17 protein-coding genes are annotated in these 23,503 nt (G+C 67.9%); 8 read left to right on the top strand and 9 right to left on the bottom strand.

The annotated features are described in order from the left end of the window. Positions 1 to 277: 277 nt before the first annotated feature. Positions 278 to 7,492, bottom strand: coding sequence for a S8 family serine peptidase (locus J2744_RS15150; protein WP_210114046.1), 7,215 nt, complete (start codon positions 7,490 to 7,492; stop codon positions 278 to 280). 564 nt (positions 7,493 to 8,056) lie between these two features. Next, a complete protein-coding gene (locus tag J2744_RS15145; protein ID WP_210114045.1) occupies positions 8,057 to 9,181 on the bottom strand; it encodes a DUF1616 domain-containing protein in 1,125 nt (374 codons plus the stop codon). Positions 9,182 to 9,294: 113 nt separating this feature from the next. Between J2744_RS15145 and J2744_RS15140 the strand changes: the two genes are divergently transcribed. Genes J2744_RS15140 through J2744_RS15130 form a run of 3 tightly spaced genes read left to right on the top strand, consistent with a single transcriptional unit; the run spans position 9,295 to position 11,707 of the window. Next, on the top strand, positions 9,295 to 9,570 hold the full coding sequence (locus J2744_RS15140) for a hypothetical protein (RefSeq protein ID WP_210114044.1): 276 nt from the start codon (positions 9,295 to 9,297) through the stop codon (positions 9,568 to 9,570). Further along, positions 9,571 to 10,680 carry a DUF4350 domain-containing protein gene (locus J2744_RS15135; RefSeq protein WP_210114043.1) on the top strand — a complete coding sequence of 370 codons (1,110 nt, stop codon included), beginning with the start codon at positions 9,571 to 9,573 and terminating at the stop codon, positions 10,678 to 10,680. It begins immediately after the preceding gene. Beyond that, the gene (locus J2744_RS15130; RefSeq protein WP_210114042.1) at positions 10,673 to 11,707 is read left to right on the top strand and encodes an AAA family ATPase; all 1,035 of its coding nucleotides are present in this window, start codon (positions 10,673 to 10,675) and stop codon (positions 11,705 to 11,707) included. Before J2744_RS15135 ends, J2744_RS15130 begins: the two co-directional genes overlap by 8 nt. A gap of 19 nt (positions 11,708 to 11,726) precedes the next feature. Here J2744_RS15130 and J2744_RS15125 read toward each other — a convergent pair whose 3' ends face one another. From J2744_RS15125 to J2744_RS15115, 3 genes are read right to left on the bottom strand one after another with little or no spacing between them, the layout of a single operon-like run. Further along, complete coding sequence (locus J2744_RS15125) at positions 11,727 to 12,665, bottom strand: hypothetical protein (RefSeq protein WP_210114041.1); 939 nt, start codon at positions 12,663 to 12,665, stop codon at positions 11,727 to 11,729. 32 nt (positions 12,666 to 12,697) lie between these two features. Further along, positions 12,698 to 13,303 carry a hypothetical protein gene (locus tag J2744_RS15120; RefSeq protein WP_210114040.1) on the bottom strand — a complete coding sequence of 202 codons (606 nt, stop codon included), beginning with the start codon at positions 13,301 to 13,303 and terminating at the stop codon, positions 12,698 to 12,700. Further along, entirely contained in the window at positions 13,300 to 14,754 is a 1,455-nt protein-coding gene (locus tag J2744_RS15115; RefSeq protein WP_210114039.1) for a DUF58 domain-containing protein, read from the bottom strand. The genes J2744_RS15120 and J2744_RS15115 overlap by 4 nt, the downstream gene beginning before the upstream one ends. A 77-nt stretch (positions 14,755 to 14,831) precedes the next feature. Between J2744_RS15115 and J2744_RS15110 the strand changes: the two genes are divergently transcribed. Then, positions 14,832 to 16,964, top strand: a complete 2,133-nt coding sequence (locus tag J2744_RS15110) for a hypothetical protein (RefSeq protein WP_210114038.1) — start codon at positions 14,832 to 14,834, stop codon at positions 16,962 to 16,964. Positions 16,965 to 17,095: 131 nt separating this feature from the next. Further along, positions 17,096 to 17,350: a hypothetical protein gene (locus J2744_RS15105; RefSeq protein WP_210114037.1), complete on the top strand. Its 255-nt coding sequence runs from the start codon at positions 17,096 to 17,098 to the stop codon at positions 17,348 to 17,350. 59 nt (positions 17,351 to 17,409) lie between these two features. Here the strand turns inward: J2744_RS15105 and J2744_RS15100 are convergent, their stop codons facing one another. Next, complete coding sequence (locus J2744_RS15100; RefSeq protein WP_210114036.1) at positions 17,410 to 17,847, bottom strand: NUDIX hydrolase; 438 nt, start codon at positions 17,845 to 17,847, stop codon at positions 17,410 to 17,412. A gap of 145 nt (positions 17,848 to 17,992) precedes the next feature. Between J2744_RS15100 and J2744_RS15095 the strand changes: the two genes are divergently transcribed. Beyond that, positions 17,993 to 18,964: a phosphoadenosine phosphosulfate reductase family protein gene (locus J2744_RS15095; RefSeq protein ID WP_210114035.1), complete on the top strand. Its 972-nt coding sequence runs from the start codon at positions 17,993 to 17,995 to the stop codon at positions 18,962 to 18,964. Positions 18,965 to 19,076: 112 nt separating this feature from the next. Here J2744_RS15095 and J2744_RS15090 read toward each other — a convergent pair whose 3' ends face one another. Beyond that, positions 19,077 to 19,931, bottom strand: coding sequence for a beta clamp domain-containing protein (locus J2744_RS15090; protein ID WP_210114034.1), 855 nt, complete (start codon positions 19,929 to 19,931; stop codon positions 19,077 to 19,079). A 138-nt stretch (positions 19,932 to 20,069) separates the two neighbouring features. On the opposite strand from J2744_RS15090, the gene J2744_RS15085 reads away from it, so the two are divergent. Then, positions 20,070 to 20,588 (top strand): metal-dependent hydrolase, encoded by a 519-nt coding sequence (locus J2744_RS15085; RefSeq protein WP_210114033.1) that lies wholly within the window; start codon positions 20,070 to 20,072, stop codon positions 20,586 to 20,588. Between the two features lie 102 nt (positions 20,589 to 20,690). Here J2744_RS15085 and J2744_RS15080 read toward each other — a convergent pair whose 3' ends face one another. Then, the gene (locus J2744_RS15080; RefSeq protein ID WP_210114032.1) at positions 20,691 to 21,647 is read right to left on the bottom strand and encodes an NAD-dependent epimerase/dehydratase family protein; all 957 of its coding nucleotides are present in this window, start codon (positions 21,645 to 21,647) and stop codon (positions 20,691 to 20,693) included. Positions 21,648 to 21,783: 136 nt separating this feature from the next. On the opposite strand from J2744_RS15080, the gene J2744_RS15075 reads away from it, so the two are divergent. Beyond that, positions 21,784 to 22,344: a metal-dependent hydrolase gene (locus tag J2744_RS15075; protein WP_210114031.1), complete on the top strand. Its 561-nt coding sequence runs from the start codon at positions 21,784 to 21,786 to the stop codon at positions 22,342 to 22,344. 95 nt (positions 22,345 to 22,439) lie between these two features. On the opposite strand, the gene J2744_RS15070 is transcribed toward J2744_RS15075, so the two are convergent. After that, complete coding sequence (locus J2744_RS15070; RefSeq protein ID WP_210114030.1) at positions 22,440 to 22,889, bottom strand: type IV pilin; 450 nt, start codon at positions 22,887 to 22,889, stop codon at positions 22,440 to 22,442. Between the last annotated feature and the right edge of the window lie 614 nt (positions 22,890 to 23,503).

The raw sequence follows: 23,503 nt of genomic DNA, 5'->3' as shown, positions 1-23,503 counted from the left end.
AGCAAGGCGACTCCCATTACCGCTTTCTCGACCTCGTTTTCCTAAACTCATTACGGCGTGATCCCGTTGCTGTCTTCCATTTTCAATAGAGCAGACGATTGCTGTCTGAACACGCCCAGAATCCGACCAGAGAGTTCAATAGATCCACTTCGGCCGTGAAGAGACGGCTTCGTCTGACTGTGAGGCCGATCCGTTCCGTAGTCGGACTGCGGAGAGCGTCGGGACCCGGCGGTCAACAGGACGCCGTGAAAATCGGTTCCGACGCTAGTCGGTGTGTCTAGTTTCGGACTCGGGCAGCGAGTGCTGCCGACACCAGCGCGACGAGCGCGGCGAGCGGTCCGAAGCCGGGAGTTCCCTCCTCGGTGTTACCGCTGACCTCGACCGCAACGGTGTCAGTCGTCGTCTCACCCGTCACAGTATCAGTGACGGTGAGCGTAACCGTGTACTCGCCTACCGTGTCGTAGTCGTGCGTGATTGCCTCGCCGCCGGCGGTCGTCCCGTCCCCGAACGCCCACTCGTACGTGAGGTTCTCACCGGTCCGGTTGCCCGCGCTTTCAGACCCGTCGAACTGGACGGATTCGTCGACGTCGGCGAATATCCGGTCGGCCGGAATGATCTCCGCTTCGACCGGTTCGACGACGCTGACCGCGATCCGATCAGTGTCGGACGCGCTCCCGTTCGCTACGGTGAGCGTCACGTTGTACGTCCCGGTGGCGTCGTAGACGTGTTCGACGGTTTCACCGGTCGCGCTCGTGCCGTCGCCGAACGTCCACTCGTATGTGAGACCCGTACCCTCGCTCGCGGAGGCGTTGAACGATATCGCGTCGCCGGAGTAGACGCCGGTCTGGTTCGCGGCGATCGCCGCGGTGACGGTCGGTTCAGACGGGTCGTCGCCGCCGTCATCACCACCATCGTCGTCATCACCGCCATCTCCGCCGCCGGTCCCGTCATCGATCGTCACGGCGGCGTCCCGCGTGTCGACCGGAACTGTCTCGTTGGACGCGTCGCGAGCGGTGGCGCGTTCGAAGGCAACCTCCGTTTCGGGGGTTCCGGAGACTGACGCGTTGGCGGTAAACGTCACCGTTGCGAGCGTCCCCGTCCCGTTCGCCCCGTCCGCTCCGGGCTCGACGACACCGAAGTCGACGTGGCCCGCCTGATTATCGATCGCTTCGGTGGTGGCCGCGTTGCTGCCGAAGAAGCCCCCCGGCTGTAGGTCGGACGCGTTCAGGAGTGCGGGATCGAACGTCACGGTGAAGTTGGACGCTGTGACGTTGATCGACGTGTCGACCGTGACGTTCATCGGCACCGACCCACCAGGGTCGAGCTGTTCGGTCTCGGGCTCGATCGCGTACTCAGTCGCGGCGGCTTCCGTGAGTTCGACGGTGCTCTGGTTGTCTTCGGTGACGGTGAGGTCGATCTCACGCGTCTCGTCCGCGAACCGCGTGTCGCCCTCGGGCGGCAAGACTTCGACCGTCACGTTGCCGGTGACCTCGATGCCGGGACGTTCGGCGTTCCGGAGAACGAGTTCGCCGTCGGCGTTCGTCGTCTGGTCGCCGGTGCCGAACGCGGATCCGTCTCCGTGGGTGTCTTCCCAGTGAACGACGCTGACCCGCGCCCCTTCGACCGCCGTGTCGTTCTCGTCGACGACCGTGACGTTGAGGACGCTCGCCTCGGGAAGCGTGTAGTTGCCGAGATCGGTATCGCCGTCCACGAGCGAATCGGTACCGAACGCGTACAGGTCAGCGACGCCGTCGCGCGTCGATCCGAACCCGTCCGCCGTCCGTGCTTCATAGCCGACGACGGGTTGAGAGCCGTTTTCAGCGACAGCGGCGAAGCGTCCGTCCGGAGCGATTTCGACGCTGTCTCCCCCGTTCTCCGTCAGGACGGTGGCGAGACCCCTTGCCGGCTGGGCGTCGGGACGGAGAACGGTTCCGGACGCCGTTACGAGCTCTCCCTCGAGCCACGAATCGAACGTGACGTTTCGGGAGACGTTATCCCCGGCTCCGTCTGCCGTCGTGCCGGTGTTCGGATCAGCAACGCCACCGCCCGGTCCGCTGACAGCGCCCCACCAGTTACTGGTTGCTTCGATCGTCGCGTTTCCGTCAGGGACGAGGGCACCGAACTCCGCGTTGCCGGCGATCTCGCTCTGGCGAGCGACGATGCGACTCCCGTTGCTAGCGTTGAGACCGACGCGGTTGTCGCTCACGTTCGCGTTCTCGACGTCAACGTTTGCGCCGCCGACCGAAGCAACACCTTGATCGTTGCCGACGAGCGCGTCACCGTCAGCGAAGGCGCGCGCGTTCGCTCCGCCGACACCGAGAGCGATCGACGTGTTTTCGATGCGATTCTCGAACGTTTCGACCGTGACGGTGTAGTCCGTGCTCGGATCGAACGGCGTCTCGACACCGATTCCGAATTCGGCGGTCGTAATGTCGTTGCCTTCGATGTCGATCTCTCTGAAGTCCTGCGCAGAGCTGACGGCGACGCCGACATCGGTATTCGAGATGTCGTTGGCTTCGACGCGGACGTCACCGGCAAACCCGGCGTCTCGCGCTGAGACGGTTGCGACACCGACTGCGGAGTCGGCGAGCGTGTTTCGAGTGACTTCGACGTCGAACATGTCGCTTTCCGCGCCGGACGCCGACACGGTGACGGCGCCGAGCGACTCCGTACCGGTCACCGCGTTGTCGGTAACGACGGCGTCGGAGAGATACCCGCTCTCCATAGTGTCGAGGAGCACGCCTGCGGTTTGGAACCGAGCGTCCCCGAGGTCGTTGTCGCGGATTTCGACGCCGGTAAGCTGTGCGTTCCGTGCGACGGCAGCGATGCCGGTGTCGTTGTAGCTGCCGCGAAGATCGTTCCCTTCGATCCGTACGCTGTCGGTGTTCGCGGTCTGGTTCACGCCGATTCCCACGAGAGTACCGGTCTCGACGGTCGCGGCCGTCGAGCGGTCCGCCGTCGTCAGATCGGCGTCATCGACGGGTTCCGAGGCGGGCGTGACGTCGCCGTCGCCGTAGATGACGTTCTCGAGGATCACGGCGTTACGGGTGTTGCCCAGCTCGATCCCTGCTCGGGCCGGAGCGTCGATAACGTTCCCCCGAACGTACCACTCGGCGTTCGGGTCGGCGCCGCCGGAGCCGGCGTCGGCGATCCCCGTCGAGACGTTCCGGATCGTGTTATCGATGATCCCGACGTCCGTGGTGTTACCAGCGGGACTACCGATGCCGACCTCGTAGTTCCGGACGTGGAATCCCGCGATCGAGACGTCGTCGACACCCCCCGCGAGCGCGAAGGCGGCCGTCCGGTCGCCGCCGCCGTCGAGGACCGTCTCGTCCGGCGCGTCCGCCGCCGTCGAGTTCGACGCGTACGCCGATTCGCTGACGATCGCGACCGACTTCGCGACGTCGACCGTCTCGTTGTACGTCCCGTTCTCGACGACGATCAGCGCGTCCTCGGACTCCCCGTCGACCGCGTCCTGGATCGTCGTGTAGTTGCCGCCGTCGCCGCCGTACGACGGTCCGACGTACGCGCTCGGCGACCGCTCGCCGAGTGTGACGGTAGTGCGCGTCTCGTTTTCGACGGTGACGCTCGTCTCGGTCGCCGTCTGGTTCAGCCGCGGTAGGGGCGGCGGCGACACAGAGAGATCGGTCGAGCCGTTCATCTCCAAGCCGGGGGCGTCGTCGGGCGATATCGGGATCCCGTCGGCATCGGTCCGTAGGACGTATCCGGTGCCGAAGAAGTCGTCTGGCCCGGCGTCTCTGTACACGACACCCGCAGCTCGAACCGGCGCGCCGCTCTCGTCGGTGACGTTGACAACGAGCGGGTCGCCTCGCTCGATCTCGACCGCCCCGAGACTCGGGTCCGTGGTGTTGATCAGGGCGGCGTCGGCCGTGTCGCTCACACTAACGGAAGCGGTCACGCCCGCTGACGTGTCGGACGACCCGGCGTAATCGGGAGCGGTAGTGGCGGTATCGTTGCCGGAGAGGTCGACAGTACCGATGTTCTGTATGTCGACGTTTCCGTTCCGCTCGAAGCCCTCTTGGTTCTCGTCGGCTTCGAGGTACGTGAGATCGTACACGCCGCCGCTCTCGACCTCAACCGCGAAGGAGCCGTCTGAGCCGGTCTCGGCCCATCTGTAGAGGAATTCACTCGTGTCGCGGCGGTTGACGATCACTGAGCGTTCGCTCGCGGGCTCGCCGTCGGCCGTGGTCAGCTCGCCGGTGATCGTCTCCGTCGCGGTCGACCCCTCGTCACCGTCGTCGGCCCCGTCCTCCAGCGTCGGCACGGTACCGACGTGGACGGCGTTTCGCGTTTCGGTGTAGTACGCGTCGCCCCCGGTGTCGCTGACGAGCGTGGCGAAGTGGAGCGTGCCGTCGTAGTCGCTGGCGTTGACCGTCGCTTCGAGCTCCTCGACGTCTCCCTCGGTCGAGACCGTCACGTCGTGCTCGCTCCAGGTGCCGTTGGGGTTGACCGTTCCGTTGAAGAACGCCGGATCGTCCACGTCGCCGGGAGCGGTGAGTACGCGAGCGGCGCTGGCGTTGACGCCGTCGCTGCTTTCGACGTCGACGCGAATCGTGACGTTGCCGGCGTCGACCCGGTTGTACGTGTCGGCGTCGCCGACCTCGACGCTTTCGAGCGTCGGCGGCGTGTTGTCTCCGGTCTCGTCGTAGGTGACGAGCGCTTCCGTTCGGGTCTGCGTCGAGAGGACGCCGCCGGGGTTCCGACCGAGCATGCTGACGGCAACCTCGTCGCCGTCGGTGAGGTTGTGGTCAATGTACTCGTCGACGTCGCCGTCCGCGGTTCCGTTGGCCACCGACTCGCCGTTGATCGCCACTCGATACGGGTTGTTCTCGACCTCGCGAGAGCGGTATTCGAGTCGGTGCGGCGGCTGGTCGGTCATGAACAGGCCGTCGACCTCGACGCGGTCCGAGTCCACCTCCAGCCGCACGTCGCCGGTAGCCGGAAGCCGTTGGAACGCGGCTTCGAATCTCTCCCCGGCCTCGGGGTTCACGTAACCGTCGGTCTGCCAGAGAACGCCGAAGTCGGTCCACCCGTTAACGGTTATCCTCGCGTCTCCGGAGAGGTGGATCCGCTGGTCGACGCGGTCGCCGACGTCCCAGATCGCACTCGTGGAGGAGCCGTCGTCGTACCGGGTCGAGTGCGAGTGGAGGTGGATCGCGTGATCTTCACCCTCCGCAGACCGGAGGTACGTGGTGTTTATCGTCGCGAACTCGTCGGGTTCTACGGTGTACTCGACGGGTCCCGTGACGGGGAGGACGTGCTGAACGTCGTAGTAGACATCGTCCACGTCGAGGTCGGAGCCGCTGCCGTGTTGCGCACCCGGGGCGAAGGCGTGTGCCACGCTGGCGTTCACCCGGTCGTTCGGCGTGAACCGGACCGTTTTCGCGTTCCTGTTGTCGTAGCGACCGGTCCACGTCACCGACGACTCCCCGATCCGGAACTGCGCTTTCGGCATCACCTGAACCGACCTGACACCCCCCTCGAACGCGGAGCCGTTCAGCGTGACCGGTACCGTCGCCGACTCGTTGAGCGTCACGCTCTGCGTCCGGGAGACGTTCACCCACTCCGCGGTGGAGATCGGCTGGTTGGCGTCCTCGTCGAAGCCGGCGGAGTGGACGACGTACTCCTCTCCGGTCACGAGGAACGTCGCCCTGCCGTCGTTACCGATGTTCTTCACCGCCGCCTCATCGTCGGACTCGACCCAGACGGTATCCCCGACGACTGAGCCGCCGTCGCTGAAGGCCGCCTTCTCGACGGTGATGCGTTCTCCGGAGACGAATCCGAAGACCGCGCGGTGCCGATCACCGGTCCGGTTCTCGACGAGCGCGATCTCGCCGGCGTACGACCCGCCGTCCACGTCGGTGGCGACGGAGTAGTTCAGCGTGGCCGATTCGCTCGCGTTGAGCGCGATCCGGTCGCGTTCGACCCACGGCGTCTCGCTCGCGGTCCCGTCGGTGACGTCGGTCATCGACGGCTCGACGAACAGCTCGACCGAATTGTTCGTCGGATTCGCGACGGTTAACGTTCGGTTGACGTACGGTTTGTCGCCGATGACGCCGAGGCTTTCGGTCGCGTTGGTGAGAACGAGGTCCGGTGCCACGGCGTCGCTCGCGTTCACCCGGCCGGTCCCCTGCGCGAACGGATGAGTCGGGGAATCCGCGCCACCGACGGGCGCGTCCGTCGTCGACAACAGCGTGTTTCGGACCCGATCGGGCGTGGCGTCCGGATCGGCGTCAAGCATGAGCGCCACGACCCCGCTCACGTGCGGCGTCGCCATGCTCGTTCCGCTGGCTTCACGGTACGGATCAGGGGTGTCGCCGTCGCCGGTCCCGTCGACGTTCGCGGCGGTGATATCGACGCCGGGCGCGACGAGATCGGGTTTGACGATCCCCGCTGTCGTGGGGCCTCGCGAGGAAAACCCCGCGAGTTCGCCCGTCGAAGCGGCCGTGGCGCCGACGGCAATACTGGACGGTGCCAACGCGGGCGAGCCGATCGTCCGGCGGTCGGGACCACTGTTCCCGGCGGCGGCCACGACGACGGTCCCGTTCGCTTCGACCTCGGTGACGGTCTCAACGATCGGATCGTCGAGGTCTCCCGGACCGGCCAGGCTCATCGAGATGACATCGGCGCCGTTCGCGTCGGCGTATTCGATGCCTTCGATGACCTGAGAAACCGACCCGCTGCCGTCGTCCCCGAGCACCTTCACGTCCATGACATCGGCGCCGGGTGCGACGCCGGTGAGGTTCCCGTCGGCCGAGCCGTCACCGGCGATCGTGCCGGCGACGTGGGTCCCGTGACCCTGCCGGTCTCCCGTTCCGTCTTCCGTGAAGTCAACTTGGTTGACGACCGCATCGTCGAGGTCCGGGTGATCGGCGTCGACCCCAGTGTCCAGCACGGCTACCGTCACGCCGGACCCGTTCACGTCGTACTGTCGACGGGCTTGTTCACCCGCGATCGCCTCGACGGACGTGTTGAGCGACACGTTGACCCTGTAATCGAGATGGACGGATTCGAGCCCGTATTCTCGTTCCAGTCGGTCAAGTGCGGTCGTGCCGGCGCTTTTGTCGACCGTCGCGGCGCTCGCGCCTATCGCGTCGAGCGAGCGCGCGTTAGAGAATCCGGAGATGTCGTCCATCGTTCCGACCGCGGACGAACTCGTCCCACTCACGTCGACGATGACGGGAATCGCGTCGGTCTCGGCGTCGGTCAGCCCCTGCTCGATGAGGAACTCGACGTCGAACAGTGTCCGGTCGTACACGGAGAAGTCCACGTCGCTCGGATAGACGTACGTCGAACCGCCGGACTCGACGACCCGAATGTTCGATCCCGTCTGACCGGTCACGGACCACCCGTCCGCCGTCTCGGTGAGATGGACCGTCTCGCCGGTGACCAGCGTGATGGTGTGACCGGCGGCGTCCGTCTCGTTGCCCGAACGATCCTCGGTACCGTTCGTCTGACGTAGATCCGTCACACCGGCCCCGTCGCCGGTAGCGGATGCGTCCGTTCCGCCGCCTGTAACGACCCTCGACTCGACCGAGGAGCCGTCGTGCGCTCCGTCCGCCTGCGGCGGTGACGGTCCCGCGGCCAGCGCCGGTGCCGACATGCTGAGCACCATCGCGACCGCCATCGCCACCGCAAACAGCGTTGTAACTCTCTCGGACGAACCGACCGTCGTTCGCTTCGTATCGCGTGTTGATGAGTCAGCCGTCATTTACGCCCCTCCCCCGTGGGATCCGACTTTTGTTACCATGCCGAAACGATATCACAGTCATTTGATTCTTATTTAATAAAACTTCTGAGCAGTTGACGTGTTTTACAGGTGTAGCTCAAAGCACGCGAAACCCGCTGTAAGCTCAAAAAAAGCGTCAGCCTCGTCGGAAGTCACGCCCCGACCCGGCCTGGACGGGTGATCAGCGGCCGACGCACTCAGATCGGCAGCAAACAGCTCTGTCTCTCGAAACAAAATCGGTGGTCGAATGTCTCGGTCGTGTGAACGAACGGACGCCCGGCGATCGGAGCAACTCCCGCCGTCGGATCAGCTCGCTTCCACGTCGATCCAGAGGTGAAGCTCGCGGTACGCGCTCCCGCCTGTCGGATTCTCCGGAACGGCGTCGCGGTAGAGGAGGTACTGTACGCGGAGGTCCTCACCGGTCCGCGTCGGCCGAAGCGTGTGTCGCTCGTGGTGGGTCGCGTTGTGATCGAGGGTCGCCGCGAACCGATCGATCTCCGTGCGTTCGATCACGGTCGTCTCGTTCCCCTCGGTCTCGGCCTCTTGGAGCTGGACCACGACGTGGTACTCCGTCGGCTCGTACTCGTTGTTCCCGATGCCGACGATCAGCTCGGCGGTCTCGTTGACGGCCATCGTTTCCGGATAGTCGTCGGCGACGAGCTCCCCCTCCGGCGTCTCAGTGAGTAAGTAGAGCTCCGAGAACCGCTCGCCTTGGGGCGGAACGGCGACCGCGTAGCCGACGCTCGCGACCGCGAGCAACACGGAGACGGCGAGGACGACGTTGAGCGCGGCGTCGGTCCGGTCGTCCGGCTCGAACAGCTCTCGCCGGGCGGCGGCGAGCCACTCGCGGTACGGGACCGCGAACCGCTCCTCCGGAGGAAGCGCCCACCGACGACGCGCGGCGACGGCGACGCAGCCAAGCGTGAACCCGGCGACCGCGGTCACCACCGGCACCAGCCGGATCCCCCACGGCGTGAAGTTCAACACGAGCCCGATGAGCGGGACGACCGCGATCGAGAGACCGAACGAGAGCGCGACGCGCTCGATCCCGTCGATACCCGATCGGTCGGCCACGGTCGCTCCGGAGTTGCCCTCGCCCGAATCGGTCCCCGGTTCGGCGGCCGCCGCCTCGGTCCCCGGCACGGGGGCCGGTCGCTCGTCCGGTTCGGTCGGCCCCCCATGCCCTCCGCCGGTCTCGGTCGTGGCGGGGGACGCGCCGGCTTCCGGAAAGAGCACCGCGATAAACGCGTAGCCGGGCAGAAACAGCACGAACCCCAGCCCGAAGAGGACCCGGAGCGGCGTCTCGTTGATCACCGGGACGAAGACGGCGAGGAGCGTGAGGAGCGTGAGGAGCGTCGTCGCCGCGAGATCGGCGGGAAGTCGACGGACTGGACGGGGGACGACCAGCCAGATCTCCCGGCGATCCGCCATACGTCACTCAAATAAGACGACGGACAAAAGCGACTCGATCGCCGGAACGCCGCCGGGACACCGACGCCGAACGCACCACAGCATTGATATCTATTTACACAAACCAAGACGTAATGGCTATCGGGAGACGGCGGCGGTTCGTCTACGGCGTCGTCGCGTGGATGCTCGGGGCGACGGTGTGCCTGACGCTGCTCGAGTCGCTGGAGCTCGAGCTCTTCTTCGTGCTCTCGCTCATCGGCCTGCTCGTCGTCGTCGAGCTGACCGCGCCGTTCAACGTGACGCCCCGCTGGCGGCGTCGGTTGGTTCCCGTCATCGTCGTCGGACTCGCCGGGTTCGGATACATCGTCGTCAGGCGGATCCTCGAGATCCTGCCGGAGGGAGTCCTGTAGATGCAGCTCCCGTCGACCCCTCGCGCCGTGCTGTACGCGTTGGCGGTGACCGTCGGCCTCGCGCTCGTCGTCGCGGCGAGCACCACCGGTGCGGCCTTCGGTGCGTACAACCTCGAGTGGGACGGGACGAGCGACTTCCGGGAGCTCGCCGACCAGCGGACGGACAGTCAGGTCCTGCTCGACACGGCTCCATACGAGCGGGGCGACGCCAACGGGTCGGTCGCCGTGGTCCTCGCGCCGATTGACGGATACGAGGCGAACGACACGCAGCGCGTGCGGGCGTTCGTCGACGCCGGCGGAACGCTCGTCCTTGCGGACGATTTCGGGGCGCACGGCAACGCGCTCCTCGACGACCTCGGCGCGAGCGCGCGGTTCAACGGGACCCAACTCCGAGACGAACGGCACTACTACCGCGCGCCGTCGCTTCCGGTCGCGACGAACGTCAGCGAGACGCGGGACACCGACGGCGTCGACCAGTTAACGCTGAACAAGGGGACCGCGATCGATCCCGGCAACGCGACGGTGGTCGCCACCACGTCGCCGTTCGCGTACCTCGATCGCAACGGGACCGGGAATCTGTCGGCCGGTGACGAGCTGGGCACGTACCCGGTCGTCACCGCCGAGTCCGTCGGCGAGGGGCGGGTCGTCGCCGTCGGGGACCCGAGCCTGTTCATCAACGCGATGCTGTCGCAGCCGGACAACGCGGCGTTCGCGACGGCGGTCTTCGAGGGACACGACCGCGCGCTGCTCGACTACTCACACGCCGGCGAGCAGCCGGCGCTCGCGGCCGCCTCCCTCCGCTTCGAGTCGTCGACGGCGCTCCAGCTGGGAGTCGGCGCGCTCGGAGTCGGAGCCGTCTGGGGACACGCGTGGCTCTCCGGCGGACTCGTCGGCGCGGTTCGGCGGTCCCTGTCGCCGGTGCTCCCGCCGAGGTGGCGACGCCGGCTCCCCGCGTGGCTCCGCGGAACGGAGCGCGACGGCGACCCCGTCGACGAGGCGGCGGTCCTCGCCGCGCTCCGAGAGCGCTACCCGGAGTGGGACGAATCTCGGCTCCGTCACGTAATGACAGACGTTTTATCTGAGCGGACACGAGGTGACGCAGATGAGTAGTCCGGCGGCGGTGTACGAGGCGATCCGCGAGGCGACGAGCGACGTGGTCGTCGGTAACGAAGCGGTTCTCGAAGGGCTCACGATCGCGCTGCTCACGGACGGGCACGTGCTTCTCGAAGGCGTTCCCGGCGTCGCGAAGACGACGATCGCGAACGCGTTCAGCCGGGCGATCGGGCTGTCGTACAGTCGCGTTCAGATGACGCCCGACATGGTCCCCGCCGACATCTCCGGCACGAACGTGTATCAGCAGGGCACCGGTGAGTTCACCCTCCGAAAGGGACCGATATTCGCGAACCTCGTGGTGGCCGACGAGATCAACCGCGCCACGCCGAAGACGCAGAGCGCGCTCTTGGAGGCGATGGAGGAGTCGACGGTCACGATCGAGGGGGAGACGCTCGCGCTCCCGCAGCCGTTCATGGTCGTCGCCACGCAGAACCCAATCGAGATGGAGGGCGTGTTCGAGCTCCCGGAGGCCCAACGCGACCGCTTCCAGCTCAAGTACACGGTCGAGGTCCCCGACCGCGCCGACGAGCGGACGGTGCTCGACCAGTTTGACGAGACGCCGACGCTCGATGCCGACGACGTGACCCAAGCCGTCGAGACGAGCGAGATTCAGGCCGCGAGTGAGGCGGTCACCGACGTCTTCGTGGCGGACCCCGTCAAGGAGTACATCCTCGACATCGTGGCGAAAACGCGGAGCTCGTCCGCGCTCCGCTACGGGGGATCGCCCCGTGCTACACTCGCGTTTCTCGCCGGAAGCAAGGCCCGGGCGGCGATCCGCGGCCGATCGTACGTGATCCCGGACGACGTCAAGGCGCTCGCGGAGCCGGTGCTCGTCCACCGCGTGATCCGGACCACGGACGCGGAGCTCTCGGACCGCACCGTGACCGAGATCATCCGAGCGGCGGTCGAGGGCGTCTCGCCGCCGAGCGCAGACGCGTCGTTCGCCGAGACGAGCGAGCGACAGCCGCAGGCCGCCGACGGCGGATCCGTGGCGGACGATCCGGAGTCCGGCGGTAACGACTGAGGTCGGCGGATCGGACCGGCTATGCCGCGGCGCTCGCTCCGTCGCGGCGCTCCGGGGCCGAGTCGGTCGCCGCCGTCCCGTCGGACGAGAGAGACCAGTTCGGGTCGTACCGACAGGTGACCGTCAGCGGGTCGTCGCGGACCTCGACGCGGACCGTCGCGTCGAGCGTGCGAGCGAGTCCCACGGCGAGGAACGACGGGATCGGGTGGTCGATGCCGGTCGGGTCGCCGAGACCGGCACCGGCGATCTCGAACGTGACGCGGTTCGTCTCGGTGTCGACGTCGTGGTCGACGCCGTCTGCGAGCTCGAACAGCTCGACGAGCGCGTCGGCGAGCACCGGCGCGACCGCCTGCGGCGTCGCGTCGACCGACCGCGACTGCGTCGTTTCGAACTCGTCGAACAGCGGCGCGCCGGTGGCGCGAAACGCGACGCCGCCGTGCTCAGAGTCCTCGGGCACGACGAACAGGTCGACCAGCTCGGCGGCGTCGGGAAGTGGCGCGCCTTCGTGACGGGGGACGAACACGCGAACGCCGTCGACGGGGACGTACACCGGATCGCCGCCGATCCCGAGCTCGCCGAGCATCGCGTCGCGATCGGCGCGGAGCGCCTGATACACGCGTGCGCCGACGCTGGCAGTCACGAACCGTTCAGGGGTGAGGACGTACGTCAACACCCCGGCGAAAACGCCGGTCCCCCCGAGGGCGAACAGCACCGACCGGGCGTCGGGGAAGACGACGCCGCCGAGCAGCCCGAGCGCGCCGACGGCGAACAGGCCGAGCGCGGTCTGCCGATAGGTGGCCCGTTTCGCGCGCGCGTGCTCGTCGCGAAGCTGTCGGTTCTCGGCCTCGAGCACGGCCACCCTCGTCTGGAGATCCGCGGACTCGCTCGCGTCGGCCGTCGGTTCGGTCCCGGCGGTCTCGGCGCCGCGGGTCGCCTCCGTGTTCCCCGTGTCGTCCATCGCGCTACCGTCGGGTTCTCGAACCGCGGAATTTACTCTTTCGGCTTGGTGACAGACGGGTCGTCCGGGCGGTCGCCGCCGGTCGCTTCGCCGTGCGACTCCTCGCTGACGACCTCATTGGCGACCGACGCTTCGTCACCCGACTCCCCGCCGTCGCCGACGAGGCCGAGCCGAACCAGCGTCACCCGGCGAGCGAGATACGTCCCGCACGCGACGGCGAGGCACAACAGGCCGCCTGCGACGACGAGCCCGTACCGGAGGCCGCCGGCGAGCAGGCCCGCCAGCCCGACCGCGGCGACGAGCGTGGCACCGACGGCGTACGGGCTCCCGACCGCGCGCGCCGGTTCGGTGAGCACTACGAGCAGCGCGAGCTGCGCGACCGTCGCCGCCGCGGCGTCCTCGACGGAGACCGTCGGGAGGACCGCGAGCTGTCCGGCGGCGAACGCGACGGGGGACGGTGTCGGGAGCGCCGCCAGTAGAAACGGCGTCGCGAGGATCACCGCGCGGACGGAGCCGGTCGCCAGCACGGTTCCGGCGACGACGAGCAGCGCGGCGAGGCTGCCGCCGTCGCGGGCGACGGTCGACAGCGAGCCGGCGGCGCGGCGTCGCCGCTCCTCGCCCAGCGAGGGAGTCGTCATCGTGACGCCTCCCGCGTCGTCCGGCGGTGTTCGAGTACAGCGTTCAACCTGGCGTCCGGGGCGAGCTCGAAGGCGGTCACGCGCGGGTGCTGATCGAGTTCGCGACGCAGCCGTTCGAACGCCCGGTACCGCCCGTACGCGGCGTCGAGATCTGTCAGCCCCGCCGGCTCGAACAGACACCCAGGTAGGAGGAACACCAGCGCCCGGCCGCCGCCGCGGATCGCGGTTTTCACCGCCTCTCGGAGCGCCGTCGGCTGCGCGTCGCTCGTGACGATCACGATCAGCCCCTCCCGGCCGCTTCGGTTGCGAATCCGCTCGACGGTGCCGACGAGCGGGTCGTCGCGGAGCAGCGTCACGTACGCGTCGGGATCGCCCGTGTACGCGGAGAGCGTCCGCGCGAAGCGGCTCGCGTCCCCGTCGAGCCGATCCGCGAGCGTCTGCGCGCGAACGACGGAGCGGGCGTCCCGAGCGTCGCCGCCGTCCGTGGGCGTCAACCCGTACAGGAGGGTTTCGATGCGTCCGTACGTCCGCGCGGCGGAGCCGGGAGTGACCGACGCGGTGGGACCGCTCCCCCCGACCGTCCAGAGACCGATCGGGTCGCCCCGGTCAAGCGCGGCGCGCGTGACACCGATGCCGACTTCGCGGGCGTAGTCCAGCGGCCGCTCGCCGTCCCGGCCGACCGACATCGGACGACGGCGATCGACGACGAGTATCGCCTGTCGGTCCGTTTCGCCCTCGGTCTCCCGGATGTACGTCTCGGCCAGACGGGCCGTCGCGTTCCAGTCGATCCGCCGGATGTCGTCGCCGGGGACGTACTGTCTGAGCTCTCGGGTCGTAATACCCGGGCCGGGCCGGGCCGCCTGGTGTTCCCCGTACACGCTGTGGATCTTCTCGCCGCTCTGCCCGACGTGGAGGTCCGGCGTCCGGGGCGTCACCGTCACCGTCGGCGCGCTGCCTAGCCGAACCTGCGTCCAATATAGACTGAACGGGCCACCGACCTCGACGGTCGGGGCGGGGAACTCGAAGCGACCCGCGATGGGGAACGCGAGCGACGCCGTCGTCGTAGCTTCGGTGGTTCCCCGGTCGAGCGTGAGCGGCCGCGCCGTCCCGTCGCCGTCGACGCCCGGCGGCGTGTTCACGTGAACCGTCAGCGTCGCGGCGGCCGTCTCGGGGGGACGCCTGACCGTCAGCGTCGCGGTCGCGCTCGCGTCGACGACCGCCGTGGCCGTCGCGAGGTCGTACTCTACCGTCAGGCGGTCGACGAGGCGTCGCATCGACCGACTCGCCGCCGCGGCGGTGCCGAGGAGCCAGGCGCCGAGCCCCGCCGCTCCGAGCAGGAGGATCGGCCGGTCGGCCGCCACGCCGAGCGCGACGAGGGCGACGCCGGTTCCCGCGGTCGCCCACCAGCGCCCCGTGACGTTCATCGGGTGGAGGTGAACCCCCGACCGCATTGAAAGTTGGCCTCGCCGACAGGTCTGAGCGTGTCAGTACTGACAACTGATTTAACCACCGCCCCCGGAGTGAACCTGTGTCGGCACGGATACATAGTCTCGGCACGCTCGTCGCCGTGGTCGTGCTCGTCGGCGCGATCGGCGGCGGCGTCGGCGCGACGCCCGCCGCGCCGGACGCGCCCGCGAACGGGTCCGAGACGGGGAACGCGACCGCCCCGCACGAGAATCCCGACGAGGTTCGGGAGGAAGGGGACGACCGGCGCGTCTCGGCGTACCTCGCGTCGCGGCTCGGCGAGCGGCTGACCGAGAGCGCGCTCGCGATCAACGCCAGAGAGTACGAGCGCGGTCGTGCGCCCTTAGACGAGGAGTACGGTGATCTCCTCGACCGGTACGCCGCGGTCGCTCGCGACCTCGACGAAGAGACGCTCGCGGAGCGGTTCAACCTGACCCGCGAACAGCAGCGGTCGGTGATCGAAACGATCGAGGAGCTGGAGGCGACGCGGGCCGAATACGAGGCGGCCGTCGAGGCGGGCGACAACGAGCGCCGCCGCGAGCTGGCCCGCGAGCTGTTGGCAGGGGCCGAGGAACTCAACCAGACCGCCGACGAGCTCGACCGGCAGTACGCGGCGTTGGGGAACGAGACCGGGATCGACTTCGAAGAGGCGCAGCAGGCGATCGAAGACGCACAGTTACAGGTCGGGGAAGCGGCGGTCGTGATCGAACAGCAGGAGTTCACGGCGACGCGGCTCGCCGCGGAGACGAACCGAACGGACGTCTCGGTGAGCGAGCCGGCGACCGTCTCCGGCCGGCTCACGACGGCGAACGGCACGCCGGTCGCGAACGGCTCGATACGGATCCGGGCGGGCGCGGACAGCGTCACGACGCGCACCGATCGGAACGGCACGTTCGCGGCGACGTATCGGCCGCTGTTGGTCTCGACCGCGGCGTCGAACCTGACGGTGGCGTACGAGCCCGCCGCGAGCGGCCGGTATCTGCCCGCGACCCGGACGGTCCCGCTCTCGATCGCGGGGCAGGCGAACACGTCGATGACGCTCACGGGGGCGACCGAGACGGTCGCGTTCGACCAGCCCGTGCGCGCCAACGGAACGGTACAGGTGGACGGCGCGCCCGGGGGGGCGATCGGCGGGATTCCGGTCGCGCTCGCCGTCGACGGCCGCCGGCTCGCCACGGCCGAAACGGGTCCGGACGGCGGGTTCGCGGTCGACGGCGTCCTGCCCGCGGGCGTGCCGGCCGGCGAGTCCGACCTCGAGGTCGCGATCGACCGCCGCGACGCCGCGATCGAGCGATCGGCGGCCGCGGACCCCCTCACGGTCCGGTCGACGCCGACGACGCTGACGGTGAACGCGACGGCGGGCGACGGGGAGAACGTGACGGTAACCGGCGCGTTGACCACTGGCGGGGGGACCGCACTCACGGGCCGAGAGGTGGCGATCGCGGTCGGCGGGACGGAGACAGGTCAGATCACCACCGACGGCGACGGACAATATCGCGAGACGGTCGCCGTTCCGGACGACGTCGAGTCCGGTGGGCCGGTGACCGTCACCGCGAGCTTCGACGCCGCCGGAACGAACCTCGAGGCGAGCACCGCCGCGCGGCAGGTGACGCTACCACAGTCAAGCGGGGCGACCGGCGGCGGAAGCGCCGACGCCGTCACGGAGAACACCGCGCTCAGGTCGCTTCTCGTCGGGGGGCTTATCGTCGCGGGTGCGCTGCTCGTGATCGGCCACCGATCCGTGCGACGGTGGGGGCAACGGCTCGGATCGCGGTTGGGGCTGGTCGCTGAGCCGGTGGACGGCGTTCCTCCGGACTCGTCGACGCCGGGCGACAGCGCGTCGACGGGAGCCGATACGAGCGCCGACGCGAGTGGGGGACCGGCGTCCGGCGGCACCCCGTTCGACCGCGCGCGGACCGCCCTCTCGACCGGCAAGCCGGACGACGCCGTCCGGATCGCGTACGCGGCGATGCGCTCGCGGCTACGACCGCCGGAGAGCGACGCGACGGGGACGCACTGGGAGTTCTACCGCCGCCGGCGGGACGACGCGAACGTCGATCGAACGCGGCTACGAACGGTCACGGAGGCCTACGAGACGGCCGCGTTCGCACCTGATTCGGTCCCGGCAGACACCGCGACCGATGCGGTCACCGCCTCGGACGAGCTCGCCGGACGACACGAACGGGCAGACGACTAGCGGCTGCCAGCACATACCGTGTCACCCGAGGAGGGGACCGCCCACCGGAACCGAACGGAGTCGGGTCGGAATCCGCGTCGGAGAAATATTTATATGAGATTACTAATCAGTTCGAGATAGTGTGAGTTAACATGAGTCGAGGCCGAGAGCCCCCGGTCGAGCGTGGCGAGTTCGCCGCCGACGTCGAAGCGGTCGTCGAGAGCGACACGGACACGCTCGTCGGCGCGGTCTCCCGGGGCGAGATCGCGGCTCCGGAGCTCGAAGCGCTGTGTCGGGAGGGAGACGCCGAGACCGTCGGGATCGATGAAGGAGTGCTGGAGGTCGTACGGATCGTCACGCCGTTGCTGGACCAACACGGTGAGCGCTCCGACGACACCGCTCCGTGACCGGAGCGGCGATACGACGGAACCGAACCCGCCGCGCCCGCGGACGATCACGGACGGCGTCAGTCCTGCGACAGCGACTGGTCGGCGGGCTGGCCGGTCGACGGTCGGGTCGAGACCGCTTGGACGGCCGCGGTCTGCGGCTCGTTCAGGACGCGACGCGCCCGCTCGGGGAGCATCCACCCCCAGTCGACGTGCTCGTCGCTGATATCGACGTTGCGCTGGGAGGTGTAACACTTGTAATGGACGGCGAAGCGCCCCTCCTCGTCGTCGTTGATCCACGCGTTCGTCGCCACGGGCGTGTGGATCTCGACGGAGATTCCCGTCTCTTCGCTGATCTCTCGGCGGAGGCCGCGACGGACCGGCTCCCCGGCGGCGAGCCGTCCGCCGGGCAGCTCCCACTGCCCGTCCGTCGCGCGTTGGAGGACGAGGTTCCGTCCACGGGGGTCGATGATGACGCCGCGAACACTCACCGTCGCGCGGAGCAGTTCGTCGGTCATTGACGTAACTGAAGTTTAAGTAACAATAAATCTATGGGCCGACATGAGTTTGGATCCGAGCGGCGCCTCGGCCACGAGGAACTGACCCCCCGTGTCCCGAGTTGGAACCGAAATACCCATTAACAACAACTGAATGTCAAGTCACATGTCCAACGACTTCCCGGCGAGCGTCGACGTCGATTACACGGACGGCGAGGGCGAGAGTCCCGACGACTACCCGTCGATCCAGCACAAAATCGAGAAGGCGGTCGAGGTCACCCGCCGCGGGCTCGAACAGTACGACAACCCCGCGGTGATGTGGACCGGCGGCAAAGACTCCACGCTGACGCTGTACTTCATCAATCAGGTGGCCGAGGAGTACGGCTACGAGAAGCCGACCGCCGTGTTCATCGACCACTTCCAGCACTTCGACTCGATCACCGACTTCGTCGAGCACTGGGCCGACGAGTGGGGGATCGACCTCGTGTACGCCCGCAACGACGACGTCGGCGCGTACGTCGAGGAACACGGGCTGGAGCCGGGTGACGACATCCCCGTCGACGCGCTCTCGGAGCACAACCAGCACCACATCCGAGAGATCCTGGAGTTCGAAGAGGACGCGTTCCCGTTCCTCTTGGATACCTACGTCGGGAACCACCTGCTGAAGACGGTCGCGCTCAACGACGCACTCGAGGAGTACGACATCGACGGCGTCATCTCGGGCGTCCGCTGGGACGAACAGGAGGCCCGCGCCGACGAGACGTTCTTCTCGCCGCGCCACGACCCCGACCTGTTCCCGCCCCACGATCGCATCCAGCCCATCCTCCAGTTCGCCGAGACCGACGTGTGGGACGCCTTCTGGAACTTCGTGGTGCCGGACACCGTCGACGCGTTCCCCGACGAGGGGTACATCCCGCAGGCCGACGACGACCTCCCCGAGGGGGTCACCCAAGCGGACGTACCCATCTCGCCGAAGTACTTCGCCGGATTCCGCTCGCTCGGCAGCGAGGTCTCGACGGAGAAGACGACCGAAGAGCCCGCGTGGCTCCAGAACCTCGAGGGCACGACCGAGCGCGCCGGCCGCGCCCAGGACAAGGAGGACCTGATGGAGCGCCTGCGCGACCTCGGCTACATGTAAGTTACCCCCGGCGTCCGAGCCGCCTCTGTCTGTTGATCGCGTCGCCGAGCGGCCGCACGGTCGGCCGTGCCGCCTACTGGGCGTCGCCGTTCGTCGTCGGGGCGGCCGCGTCTCACTCGGTATCAGTATCGTCTCGGGCGGGCATCTGGCGGGGCGCGAGGAGCGCGGTGACCTCGACCGGTGTGTCGCCCCGCTGGTCGGGGTGCGTGCTCGTCCACCCGAGTCGGAGCGGGTGCGCGTCGGCGATGTCGAGCCGGAGACGCGCGTCTCCAGGGGTCGCGGCGACGAGATCGCGCAACAGCGCGCTGTCGAACGTCGCTCGGACCGTCGCAGCGACCGTCTCGCCCGGGAGCTCGTCGGCGGTCCGCTCGTAGGTGCCCGTCCTCCGCGGCGCGTCGTCGGCCGAGTGCGCGGCCACGCGTTCGATCCGGAAGGCGTTCCGGGAGCCGTCGTACTCGACGGCAACCACCTCCGCGATTGCCGCGAAGTAGTCACAGACCTCAGTCAGCGGTTCGGCGCGGTGGTGAAGCGTGGCCCCGCCCGGCCACTCGCTCAGCTGCGGGACCTTCCCCTCCGGTGTCGGATCGACGGGCTGTTCGTGGGTGACGGTCGGCAGCGACACCGTCAGCGCCGGGTCGTCCGTCGCGTACGCGAGCGTGACCGGGTCCGTCTCAGCCGAGATCGTCGCGTCAGCGGCGATCGCCGCGCGGAGCGCCGACAGATCGACCGCCAGCCGCCCCGGCGTGACCGCGTACTGTGAGCAGGCGTCGGCGTCGATCGTCGCCGTCACCGACCGGGTGTGGCCGTCATCGGCGGCACGAACGGTGAGGGCGTCCGGGGTGACGCGGAGCACGGCTTCGTCGCCGACCGCCGCCACCGGAGCGAGCAGGTCCGCGAGCCGGTCCCGGTCCAGCGTCACCCGCAGGGAAACATCCGTCGACGCCTGTGTCGGCAGCCACGACCACATACCCGACACCTGTCAGCGATCTAAATAAAACGCACGGTAGGGTCGAGCAGGGGCCGGTCGGCACCCTGCCGGTGCGCTGCCAGCCGCCACGCGATTCGGGGTGAGAACGTTCTTGAGGGCCGGCCGGGAATACATGGTGTGTTCCCCCACGAGCACCTGCTCGTCGCCCTTCTGCCGGTGGTGGCGTACGTCGCCGTCCGCGACCGGCACCTGCCGACGCGCGGGGTGACGTTCGCGGCCGCGGTCGGCAGTCAGTTTCCGGACCTCGTGGACAAGCCGCTCGCACACCAGTTCGGCGTGCTCCCGAGCGGCCGCGTCTTCATACACTCGCTGCCGTTCGCGTTTCCGATCGCCGTGGCCGTGCTCGCGTACGGACACTACACCGAGCGGCCGCGCGTCGCCGGCGCGTTCGTGGCCGCGTACCTGTCGCATCTGGTCGGCGACACGTACCAGATCCTGCTCGCGGGGCAGGTTCCGCCGGACCTGCTGTGGCCGTTCGTCGCGGCGCAGCCGCGCCCCGTCGTGCCGTTCTGGGCGGGCGTCGACGGGATCAACGTGCGGCTCTGGACCGCCTTCTCCGCGGTCGTGCTCGGGGTGACGCTGGTCGTGATCGGGCGGGACATCCGGCGACAGGTCCGTAGAACAACCCGAGCGTAGCGCCGGCTCCCCACCGTCGGTTTGGGGGGAGAGGGAGCGTGTGACGATCTCCCTCCGTAGATGGGTGGCATTTCAGATGTATTAAATTATTGGGAGTGCGAGCTACGCGGCGTCCGAGCGATTCTCGGGTGCGAGCTCTGCGACGAGATCGCGGGTCGCGCGGCGGACGGCCTCGTGGCTGGACAGCGACGGCTCCCAGCCGAGGCCCGCGAGCTTCTCGATCGACAGGCGCATCTTGGGCACGTCGCCCGTCCAGCCGCGGTCACCGCCCGTGTAGCTGTACTCGGGGTCGACACCCAGATCGTCGCTCACGATATCGGCGATGGCGGTGACGGAGGTCGTCGTCCGCGTCCCGAGGTTGTACGTGTTGAGGTCGTCGTCCGCGTGCTCAACGACGTGTCGGATCGCGTCCACACACTCGGAGACGTGCATGTACGACTTCTCCTGGCGGCCGTCACCGAGGATTTCGAGCTCGTCGGGGTCCGCGAGCAACTTCTCGATGAAGTCGGGAATGACGTTTCCGCGCTGGTGCGGGCCGACGATGTTCGCGAACCGGAACACCCAGGCCGTGAGGTCGTACGAGTGGGCGTGCGTGGAGATGAGCGCCTCGTCGGCGAGCTTCGCGGAGCCGTAGATGGAGATGGGCTCAAGCGGCGCGTAATCTTCGGGCGTTGGGCGGGGAGCCTCGCCGTACACCGTCGACGAGGAGGTAAAGGCGAGGTTGGAGACGCCGACCTCGCGCATTCGTTCGAGGACGTTGTACGTCATCGCGGAGTTCGCCTCGAACAGCTCCCGGTCATCGTCGTAGTTCGTGTCGGTGTACGCCGCGAAGTGAAAGACCATGTCGAGGTCACCCGTGACCGCCTCGGCCACGTCGTCGGGGTCGGTGAGGTCGGCCTTCACGAAGTCGACGCCGTCCGGGACGCGCTTGCGGTCGCCCTTCGAGAGGTCGTCCGCCACGCGGACCGCCGCGCCGTCGTCGGCCAGCGCCGCCGCGAGGTGGCTTCCAACGAGACCTGCGCCGCCGGTGATGAGGACCCGAGCGTCGGTGAGATCCATACGACACCGATAACGCCCGGCTAACATGTAGCTTCGGGAACAGAACGGCACGAGCGGCGAGGTCGTATTCCCACGGACGAGTGCGGACAGACTAAAAATCGGTGTCTTCAAGCCGGCCGCACGGCCACCCGGTGACGTGCTTCCGTGGGGCCACCTCGCGGTCGGCTACCTCTGTTTGTCACTCGCCGTCAGACTCCGGTATCGAGTCTCGCCGCGGGGGCCGGCGGCGATCGCCGTCGCGATCGGCACGCAGCTCCCGGACCTCATCGACAAGCCGCTCGCCTGGCGGTTCGGCGTCATCCCCTCCGGGCGAAGCCTCGCGCACTCGCTGCTGTTTCTCGCGGTCCTCGCAGCGATCGCGTGGGCGCTTGCGACGCGGTACGACCGCCGGCTGGAGGCGGGTGCCTTCGTCGGTGTCTACCTGTCGCACATCCTCGCCGACATGCTCCCAGCGGCGCTGGCCGGCGAGTGGGCGCAGCTCGGAGCGCTGCTCTGGCCGATCACGCCCGTGTATCAGTATCCGGAGGAGCTGGATTACACCATCATCGGGTTCTTCCTCGAGTTGGAGCCGGCGGCGCTGGTCACACCCGAACTCGGTCTCACGATTGTCGCGGTCGCGCTGTGGGTTCACGACGGGACGCCCGGGATCGGGACAGCGCTCCGGGCCGGTCGACGACTCCGGTCCCGGTGGGAGTGAGAGAAGACGATCAGTCGGCAAGCGCTCGTCGTTCGGAGTTCGGGGTCAGTCGTGAGACGCCGGGCTCATCGGGTTGGTACGCACTCGGGAGGATGTCAAGCCCAGCCGTCGAAGTCGCGGACCGGGGCCGCGGGCGCGACGGTGGCGACGACCGACTCCGAGGGCGCGTGGACGACGCGCAGTTCGTCGACGACGTGTTCACCGCCGGTCGCGTAATCGACGCTGACGCGCTCGTCCGTCGCGATCCGATCCGTCCCGACCGCGGTCCGGTCGACGACGGCGCCGTCGGCGTAGGCGACGACCTCGTACTCCGACGCCGCGACGGGGTCGTCGCCGGCGTGCGTGAGCGTCACCGCGTCGGCGCTCGTGTCGACGTCCGCGGTGAGCTGTACCGTCGACGGATCGTCGCCACCCTGCCCGCCCGCGCCGAGCACGACCGCCCCGACGGTCGCGGCGAGCAGCACGCTGATCACGGTCATAAGCATCACCGCCGACGTGGGACTCACCGCGCGGTCGTTCACGTTGAACAGGCTGTGTTGTGGCATTGTCTGTTTCCCCCACCGGCGGCCCGGCTCTACCCGGGCCGTCGGTCGCTGGTTACTCGACGGTGCGGCGAGGGCGCTTATGGGCGTGTCGCCGCAGGTATCAGATATGAAAACAAGATGTCCGGAGCGGGTGGCAGCCCGCTTGTCGTAGACGATGCTGAAGGTGTCGTATGGGACAGTTGGTATCTTCCCACTCTTTGAGGCTGTCAGTTTCCTCTCGGAGGTGATCGAAATTCCACGTCAGCTAATACCACATTTCGCGGAGTACTATTCCTCTATGTCTGTGACGCCCGCTGGCTGCTGTTACTCTCTGCGCTTGAACCAATCGTATATGTCGGTTCGGCAGTAGACAATGAGCAGTTCTGCGTCGGGAAAGACGCCGATACGTGCCCCGGACTGTGACTTGGTGTCTCGATGATCTCCATCGGACCCACGGCGGGTGCGAATATCTTGCCACCTGTTAGATGGACATCGACCGTCGTTGGGTCAATCGATATCGGTCGCTCCGTACTGGATTTGACTGCTCTATTGAAAATGCGGTACGGGAGCGGGATCATAGTGTTTTGGTGAGCTTCTTGAGGTTGTTGAGGGCGAACGAGAGGATGATCTCACGG

Origin of the sequence: Halorubrum trapanicum (assembly GCF_017873555.1) — an archaeon.
Taxonomy (GTDB): domain Archaea; phylum Halobacteriota; class Halobacteria; order Halobacteriales; family Haloferacaceae; genus Halorubrum; species Halorubrum trapanicum.
The sequence above is the reverse complement of the archived record's forward strand: the minus strand, read 5'-3'. Positions and strand labels throughout refer to the sequence as shown.